This is a genomic window from Novosphingobium sp. CF614 (assembly GCF_900113255.1).
In the GTDB taxonomy this organism is placed as follows: domain Bacteria; phylum Pseudomonadota; class Alphaproteobacteria; order Sphingomonadales; family Sphingomonadaceae; genus Novosphingobium.
Genome location: NZ_FOOR01000063.1, coordinates 1 through 1,289 on the forward strand (window position 1 = coordinate 1; position 1,289 = coordinate 1,289).

Sequence of the window (1,289 nt, forward strand, 5' to 3'; positions counted from 1 at the left end):
CCATGCCGATTGTCGCGCACCATAGGCGGACGGGAGCCGATCGGTGCCCAGACATATTCGATCGAGCCCTTCTGTCCGACCCTGGCTTCGTCCTGTAAACCATTCCCGGGTGGTGATGGATTTGATAGTATCGGGCAGATTGATGAGATCGTTCCCTGCTTTGCAGCAAGCGGTGACGATGGTGTCGTAGGTTTCATAGGCTCGGTTTGCGAGGGAGTTTTGTCTGAGATATTGCCAGATGCTTTCCTGAGGGTTGAGCTCGGGGCTGTAAGCGGGCAATCGGAGCAGGCTGATATTGCTTGGGAGTTTGAGGGATTTTGTGGTGTGCCAATCGGCACCATCGATGATGACGATGGCATGCGCGCCTTCCTCCACCTGGCTGCCGATTTCGGCGAGGTGCGCGTTCATGGCATGGGTGTTGGCGAAGGGCATGACCAGCGCCGCTCCCACGCCGCGCGCCGGACAGACGGCACCAAAGATATAGGCACATTCATAGCGCTGGTCACGCATGGCGCGTGGTCGGGTTCCTTTTTCGCCCCAGACATAGGTGAGTGTGCCCTTCTGACCTACACGGGCTTCGTCCTGAACCCAGATTTCAAGGCGCTTTCCGGCGGCATGTCCGGGGAGGATTTATGCGACTTTGGCCGCGAAGTTTTTTAAAAGCGGTTTGAACTTCGACATCGCTTTTGGGATGGAAGGGCCGTGTCGAGATGTGGCTCAGCTCCAGGGCATGGAGCAGCTTGCCGATTGTCCGCTCATGGTATCGAACCCGATATTCCGCCTCGATCCAGCGCTGGATATCCAAGCAGCGCCAGCGCACCAGCCCGTCCTTCTCGGGATCAGGGCCTTTCAAAACATGCGCCTTCACCGCCGCTGCCTGCTCAGCCGTCAGCCGCTTCTTCGGGTGGCCGCAAGGGGAATCTCGCAGACCGGCCGGCCCCTTCGCGTTGAACCGGTGAACCCAGTCGCACAAAGTCTGGCGATCAATCCCGCAGCGTGACGCCGCATCCTTCCGGCTCACACCCTCCAGAACCGCTGCAATTGCCGTCAGCCGCAAAGCAACGCGGCCATTGGTCTCACAACGCGCAAGCTTGCGTAAATCAACCGCGCTGTAATCCTCCCGGAGGGCTATCGATCCATGCATCTGCGGCTCCCATCAATGAAGCCGCCACCGAATCATTTCCTGACAAAAAAGGAATCTGGAGGGTTCTGTGAGGTCGCGCGGCGCTGAGGGTGGGGCTTGGCGCTGTGCGCGACCTCATTGAAGCCGGATTGAGCTAACCCGCTGA

1 pseudogene is annotated in these 1,289 nt (G+C 59.0%); it reads right to left on the reverse strand.

The window, feature by feature from the left end:
- Nucleotides 1-99: 99 nt before the first annotated feature.
- Nucleotides 100-1,144 (reverse strand): annotated as a pseudogene (locus tag BM052_RS19270) (IS630 family transposase); the annotation flags it as partial.
- Nucleotides 1,145-1,289 lie beyond the last annotated feature (145 nt).